The 7,678-nt window shown below is 38.9% G+C and carries 8 protein-coding genes; all 8 read left to right on the forward strand.

Going from position 1 to position 7,678, the window contains the following annotated elements; genetic code table 11:
- The first annotated feature begins 12 nt into the window (after positions 1–12).
- Positions 13–720 carry a glucosamine-6-phosphate deaminase gene (locus SMIDD26_RS04525; protein ID WP_061439196.1) on the forward strand — a complete coding sequence of 236 codons (708 nt, stop codon included), beginning with the start codon at positions 13–15 and terminating at the stop codon, positions 718–720.
- Between the two features lie 138 nt (positions 721–858).
- Positions 859–1,035, forward strand: a complete 177-nt coding sequence (rpsU, locus tag SMIDD26_RS04530; protein ID WP_000048054.1) for a 30S ribosomal protein S21 — start codon at positions 859–861, stop codon at positions 1,033–1,035.
- Between the two features lie 281 nt (positions 1,036–1,316).
- Positions 1,317–2,252: an HPr(Ser) kinase/phosphatase gene (hprK, locus tag SMIDD26_RS04535; RefSeq protein ID WP_061439198.1), complete on the forward strand. Its 936-nt coding sequence runs from the start codon at positions 1,317–1,319 to the stop codon at positions 2,250–2,252.
- Positions 2,245–3,033, forward strand: coding sequence for a prolipoprotein diacylglyceryl transferase (gene lgt / locus SMIDD26_RS04540; protein WP_061439200.1), 789 nt, complete (start codon positions 2,245–2,247; stop codon positions 3,031–3,033). Before hprK ends, lgt begins: the two co-directional genes overlap by 8 nt.
- Entirely contained in the window at positions 3,034–3,417 is a 384-nt protein-coding gene (locus SMIDD26_RS04545) for a DUF948 domain-containing protein (RefSeq protein ID WP_050389901.1), read from the forward strand.
- 15 nt (positions 3,418–3,432) lie between these two features.
- Positions 3,433–3,828, forward strand: coding sequence for a YtxH domain-containing protein (locus tag SMIDD26_RS04550; RefSeq protein WP_061439202.1), 396 nt, complete (start codon positions 3,433–3,435; stop codon positions 3,826–3,828).
- A gap of 308 nt (positions 3,829–4,136) precedes the next feature.
- The gene (locus tag SMIDD26_RS04555) at positions 4,137–5,561 is read left to right on the forward strand and encodes a YSIRK-type signal peptide-containing protein (protein WP_061439203.1); all 1,425 of its coding nucleotides are present in this window, start codon (positions 4,137–4,139) and stop codon (positions 5,559–5,561) included.
- Between the two features lie 202 nt (positions 5,562–5,763).
- Positions 5,764–7,678, forward strand: a 1,915-nt coding sequence (locus tag SMIDD26_RS12225) for a Rib/alpha-like domain-containing protein (protein WP_246746905.1), incomplete at its 3' end; no start/stop codon positions are given.

The following is a 7,678-nucleotide window of genomic DNA, read 5'->3' on the forward strand; positions in this document are numbered from 1 at the left end:
GAGGATGAAAAGATGAAAGTTATTAAAGTTGAAAACCAAATCGAAGGTGGAAAAGTTGCTTTTGAGATTTTGAAGGAAAAATTGAACAACGGCGCTCAAACTCTAGGACTTGCGACAGGAAGTAGCCCACTTGAATTTTATAAGGAAATTGTTGAGAGTGACCTTGATTTTTCAAATCTAACCAGTGTCAACCTTGATGAGTATGTAGGCCTTGATGGCGACAATCCACAGTCTTACCGTCACTTCATGCAAGAAAACTTGTTCAACCAAAAACCATTTAAAGAAAGTTTCTTGCCTCGTGGGGTTAAGGATCATGCTGAAGCTGAAGTTGAACGCTACAACCAAATTTTGGCTGACCATCCAGTCGACCTCCAAATCTTGGGAATCGGTCGCAATGGGCATATCGGCTTTAATGAACCTGGTACTCCATTTGACAGTCAAACGCATCTAGTAGAACTTGACCAGTCTACTATCGAAGCCAATGCGCGTTTCTTTGACAAGATTGAAGACGTCCCAACCCAAGCTATTTCAATGGGGATTAAAAACATTTTGGATGCCAAGTCTATTATTCTTTTTGCTTACGGTGAGTCGAAAGCAGAAGCCATTGCCGGAACAGTGTCTGGCCCAGTTACTGAGTCTCTACCAGCAAGTAGCTTACAAAATCACCCTGATGTGACCATTATTGCGGATGCTGAAGCGCTCAGCTTACTTGAAAAATAAAAAGCAATGTTCTGTTGAACGCTTTCAACTCTTGTATAAATGTAAGAAAAAATCAAAATTAAACCGCATTTTTGCTTGACAATTATTCCTTTTACGTGTAGAATAAAATAGATATTGAACTTGAAGGGAGTGAAAAAAATGTCTAAAACAGTAGTACGTAAGAATGAATCTCTTGACGACGCACTTCGTCGTTTCAAACGTGCGGTTACTAAAGCTGGTACTCTTCAAGAAACACGCAAACGTGAATTCTATGAAAAACCTTCTGTAAAACGTAAACGTAAATCAGAAGCAGCTCGTAAACGTAAAAAATTCTAATTTGAAATGAAAGGCTGGAGAAATCTAGTCTTTTTTCTTTTAATACTCTTCGAAAATCTCTTCAAACCACGTCAACGACGCCTTGCCGTATGTATGTGACTGACTTCGTCAGTCTTATCTACAACCTCAAAACAGTGTTTTGAGCAGCTTGCGACTAGTTTCCTAGTTTGCTCTTTGATTTTCATTGAGTATAAATAAATACTCCAAAGCCTGCAAAAATCTGAAATATCCTCCTACAATTTGATATAATAGTAAAAAGAACTTGATTGAAGGAGGAAATGATGTCGGTTTTAGTAAAAGAAGTGATTGAAAAGCTCAGACTAGACATTGTCTATGGCGAACCAGAATTGCTTGAAAAGGAAATCAATACAGCGGACATTACGCGACCTGGTCTTGAAATGACAGGCTATTTTGACTACTACACGCCAGAGCGGATTCAACTTTTGGGGATGAAGGAGTGGTCTTATCTGATCAGCATGCCTTCCAACAGCCGTTATGAAGTTTTGAAAAAAATGTTTCTACCTGAGACACCTGCGGTCATCGTTGCCCGTGGTTTGGTGGTTCCAGAGGAGATGTTAAAGGCAGCCAGAGAATGTAAGATTGCCATTTTAACCAGCCGTACAGCTACCAGTCGTTTGTCTGGAGAGTTATCTAGCTATCTGGATTCTCGTTTAGCAGAACGTACCAGTGTACACGGTGTCTTGATGGATATCTATGGGATGGGCGTCTTGATTCAGGGCGATAGTGGCATCGGTAAGAGTGAGACAGGTCTTGAGCTTGTCAAACGTGGTCACCGTTTGGTAGCCGATGACCGTGTTGATATCTTTGCCAAGGATGAGATTACTCTCTGGGGTGAACCAGCTGAAATTTTGAAACACTTGATTGAAATTCGTGGGGTTGGGATTATCGATGTCATGAGTCTCTACGGTGCCAGTGCTGTCAAGGATTCTTCACAGGTTCAGCTTGCTGTCTATTTGGAAAATTACGATACGCATAAGACCTTTGATCGTCTGGGAAACAATGCAGAGGAACTTGAAATTTCTGGCGTAGCCATTCCTCGTATCCGTATCCCAGTTAAAACAGGTCGTAATATTTCTGTCGTGATTGAGGCAACTGCCATGAATTATCGTGCCAAGGAAATGGGCTTTGATGCGACGCGTTTGTTCGAAGAACGCTTGACAAATCTCATCGCTCGAAATGAGGTGCAAAATGCTTGATCCAATTGCTATTCAACTAGGACCTCTAGCCATTCGTTGGTATGCCTTGTGTATTGTGACAGGCTTAATTCTTGCGGTTTATTTGACCATGAAAGAAGCGCCTAGAAAGAAGATTATACCAGACGATATTTTAGATTTTATCTTAGTAGCCTTTCCCTTGGCTGTTTTAGGAGCTCGTCTCTACTATGTCATTTTCCGTTTGGATTATTATAGTCAGAATTTGGGAGAGATTTTTGCCATTTGGAATGGTGGTTTGGCCATCTACGGTGGTTTGATAACTGGGGCTATTGTACTCTATATCTTTGCCGATCGCAAACTCATCAATACTTGGGATTTTCTAGATATTGCGGCGCCTAGCGTCATGATTGCTCAAAGTTTGGGTCGCTGGGGTAATTTTTTTAACCAAGAAGCCTATGGTGCAGCGGTGGATAATCTGGATTATCTACCTGGCTTTATTCGTGACCAGATGTATATAGAGGGGAGCTACCGTCAACCGACCTTCCTTTATGAGTCTCTATGGAATCTACTTGGCTTTGCCTTGATTCTGATATTCAGACGAAAATGGAAGAGTCTCAGACGAGGTCATATCACTGCTTTCTACTTGATTTGGTATGGTTTCGGTCGTATGATCATCGAAGGCATGCGGACAGATAGTCTCATGTTCTTTGGTCTTCGAGTATCTCAGTGGCTATCAGTTGTCCTTATCGGTCTCGGTATTTTTATCATTCTATATCAAAATCGAAAGAAGGCCCCTTACTATGTTACAGAGGAGGAAAACTAAATGTTAGAAGTTGCATATATTCTTGTTGCCCTAGCTTTGATTGTATTTTTAGTGTATCTAATCATTACTGTGCAAAAGCTTGGACGTGTGATCGATGAAACAGAGAAGACGATTAAAACCTTGACTTCAGATGTGGATGTGACCTTGCATCATACCAATGAATTGCTGGCTAAGGTCAATGTCTTGGCAGATGATATCAATGTCAAGGTGGCAACGATTGATCCACTCTTTAATGCTGTTGCAGATTTGTCGCTATCTGTTTCAGACCTCAATGACCATGCGCGTGTCTTGAGCAAGAAAGCTTCATCAGCTGGTTCAAAAACACTCAAGACTGGGGCAAGTTTGTCAGCTCTTCGTCTTGCAAGTAAATTTTTAAAAAAATAAAAAAGGAGAAACCTTATGGGTAAACTATCCTCTATCCTTTTAGGAACTGTTTCAGGTGCAGCTCTTGCCTTGTTTTTAACAAGCGACAAGGGCAAACAAGTTTGCAGTCAGGCTCAAGATTTTCTGGATGATTTGAGAGAAGATCCAGAGTATGCCAAGGAGCAGGTCTGTGAAAAACTGACAGAAGTCAAGGAGCAGGCTACAGATTTCGTTCTGAAAACCAAAGAACAGGTTGAGTCAGGTGAAATCACTGTGGACAGTGTCCTTGCTCAAGCTAAATCCTATGCTTTTCAAGCGACAGAAGCCTCAAAAGATCGATTTAATAATCTCAAGGAGCAATGGCAAGAAAAGGCCGAAATTCTTGATGAATCAGAAGAGATTGTGATTGATATCAAAGAAGAAAAAATCTAGATTTGACAGAGAGGGAAACCTCTCTTTTTTTATAAAACATAATATATTGATATTTTATATACAATTAAATATTTTGCTAAATATTTTTAAATTTATTTGATAAAACAAACCGATTTATAGTTGTTTAAATATGTTGAAAATGGTATAATTAGCTGTGATAGCTGTGATAGCTGTGATAGCTGTGATAGCTGTGATAGCTGTGATGTTTAAATATATCATCATGGTTAATTTTTGTAGATATACTCTATTAGGAGTTTAGCTATAAGAATTGCTTTTTATTTTATATTTTTTTTATTTAAGGAGAAGCCATGGGAAAGAAATCGGATTCAATAAATAGAGTAGAGCGTCACCAACGTGAAAAGGTTTTACGCTTTTCTATTCGTAAATATAGCTTTGGTGCAGCTTCAGTAGCTGTAGCAGCACTGATGTTTTTAGGTACGCGCGTCGTGAGTGCGGATGTGATAGATGATAAAAACCAACCTGTCATAGGCGCACCGAATCCAAATGAGGGGACACCTCTGGTAGATACTGCTGAAACAGAAAAAAATGAGAAGATAGGGGAATCGGATAAAAATCGAGAAGTTGTAGGGACTAATCCTCTAAATAACGGATCAGCTATTGATATTTCATCTAAAAGCGGAATTGATTCCTTAGATAAAAAAGCATCAGAAAAACAAACACTAGATAAAACGAAATTACAAGAGAAAATTACAGAAGTTCAAGGACTCTTGGATAAGGTCAACAAGGAAAAAGCTCCAGCTTCAACCCTTGCTGCAATCCAGGCAGATTTAGAAACAGCTAATAGTGTGCTTAATAACAATAGTCTTGAGTTGACACAAGCGGAAATTGATGCGGCAACTAAAAAGTTAGAAGAGCAAATCTTTATTTTACGTTCAATGCCTAAGGTTGATTCTCCTGAGAAAATAGAAGGGGAAAATACAATTGCTGATTCAGGTTCTCGTGGTCCACGTAATGGAGATAAGACGAAAGAGGGTTCTGATTTCAGATCAGTCCCCATTGATACTACAACTAATCGTGGGGAGCTAGGAATTGTTGTAGCCAACTCTGGATTTATTACAGGGTATGCAACACCATCTTCAACAATTGAGATTAAGAGAAATGGTCAAACAGTAGTGACTACTACACTTGATGATTCGGGAGCTTTCAAATTAAATGCTCCAGGTATTGAAGTTGGAGATACAGTTGAATTAGTGGTTAATAGACAGACTGTTGCTACTACTACAGTAAAACAAACAGATACAGTAGCTTTTAACGACAGTTTAGCTTATATTGCTCAAGTCGATGGATATACAGCGGCAGAAGCAGATGTTGAAGTGGCTGTTGGTGGAAGAACTTATAATACCAAATCCCAAACAAATGGTTATTTTACAGTTAATGTAGATACTAATTTGATGGTAAAAGATGCTGTTGTTACAGCAGTAGTAACTAAAAATGGCAAAGAAGTTGCTCGCGGGACAAGTACGGTTCGTGACACGAACGTCACAGACTTTGGGGTTGGTTGGACTAAAAATCCGATGATTGACTATTCACACCGTGATGTATATTCGCCAGATACGAAGCAATATGCTTTCGTAAGTAAGGGAACTGCTGATCAAGCGTATGAGAACATTCGTGTTTACCGTGAAGAACGTATTGAAAAAGATGGGAATAGATATTATTACTGGATCTTAGATTCAGGACCAAGACCAAATGGATTAGACGGTATTTACTAAAAAAATCTCACTTGCGATTCCACGTACAGTTGGAGATCCGTATGAATTTACTTATACAAAATACCAAGATGGGAAACAGACTTTCCACAAGGATTATGCTAGTGCAACAGCTTGGGAGCATGACAGATCCGCTTATCGTGCTTATGTTAAAAACGGAGAACGTCGTTCAGGAGCAACATATGGTGAAAATATTGATGCCTGGATGGATTATATAAATCCATCTAATAATTGGAGATGGAATATTTATCATGATGATCCAAAAGATGGTACGGATCGTAATAAAGATGCAACTTCTCGTGTTGGTGATATGTTAGGGATTTATAAAAATGGACTTGACTATAATCTTGCCCGAGGAGTTATTGAAGATAAAATGAACGTTTCGGCAGGACAACGTTCAATTATCACTTTCAAAACGAAAATCCTTGAAGGTGAAGAACTAAACAATAGTATTATGTCGGATTGGGGAAATAAAAATCCAAATGATCCGATGCTTGCGGAAATGAAAAAACGTTTAGCAAATGATCCCTTCCTTGCGTATGGAGGATATACAGAAGGAGGATATAAGCGTTATATAACTGGTGAAAATGCCATTATCGGTGTATTACCGTTGAAACCAGAAGAAGCAGAAAAATACGACTTAAAACCAAAATCTAAGCCACAAACGACTAATAAAGGTGTCGTTCCACCTGCAATTAATAGTATTGCTAATACACAAGACTTGCCAGCTGGTACAACCTATCGTTGGTTTAAAGATCCAGATGTATCAAAAGCTACAGAACCGAATCAACCTGTTTACGGGAAAGTTGAGGTTATCATTCCGCAACGTGGAACGTATATTGTAGATGCTCCTGTGAATGTTTTAGAAGATAAAGCTCAAACTCCAGAAGCTCCATTAGCCACAGCAAAAGAAGATGGATCTGTAACAGCAAAACCACAAGATTCAACGAAAGTAGATAAAATTAAAGTTAGCTACACAGATGAAGATGGTTCGAAAAAGACAGCTGAAGGAAATAAGGGTGAAAATGGTAAATGGACGATTGTTGATAATCCAGATGTTCAAATCGATGCAGATACAGGTGAAGTCACAATCCCAGCTGATAAAGTACAAGATAATACAGAAGTAACAGCAGTTACAACAAAAGGTAATAGTGATGATTCAACTCCTGCAAAAGCAACTGCAAAGACTCCAAAACCTGAAACACCAATCGTAACTGCACCAAATACTGGTGTTGTAACAGCAAAACCAAAAGATCCAGACAAAGCAGATAAAATTACGGTTACTTATAAAGACGAAGAGGGCTCAAAAGTAACAATAGTAGGAAATAAAGGAAATGATGGAAGATGGACTCTTGAGAACAATCCAGGTGTAACTATTGATCCTAATACAGGTGAAATCACTATCCCAGCGGATAAAGTAAAAGACGATACTCCAGTAACAGCCATCACAAAAAATGGTAATAGTGTTGATTCAGATCCAGCAACAGTAGTCGCAAGAGCACCAAAACCAGAAACACCAACAGTAGTAGCAAAAGAGGATGGATCTGTAACAGCAAGACCACAAGATCCAGCCAAAGCAGACAAAATTACGGTTACTTACACAGGAGAAGATGGTTTACCGAAAAAAGTAGTAGGAACGAAAGATCCATTTAACCAGTGGACTTCAGATGATCCAGAAATCCAAATCAATGCAGACACAGGTGAAATCACAATCCCTGCTGAAAAAGTAAAAAATGAAACAGTTGTAAAAGCTATCACAAAAAATGGAACGAGTGATGATTCAGATCCGGCAACAGATACAGCGAAAACACCAGATAATGAACCACCAGTTTTAACTCTATCGACTAATAATGTAACAGTAGTAGAAGGCGGAACTATAACCTTTACAGTAACAGCAAAAGATGATAAAAAGGTGACTTTTGACTTAACTGGAACAAGTACTGACTTTTTAACGAAAGCACTTCAATCTGGAAGACTTAATACACAGGGTACACCTGGAACGGTAACGACTAAGTATGTAAAAGAAACAGAAGCAGAAAAAGTAATAGAGATTACAATTAATACTATAGAGGGAGATGTTGGTAAGCAAAATACTATTATATTTGGTGCGAAAGATGATG

The sequence above is a fragment of the Streptococcus mitis genome (assembly GCF_001579035.1).
Lineage (GTDB): Bacteria > Bacillota > Bacilli > Lactobacillales > Streptococcaceae > Streptococcus > Streptococcus mitis_J.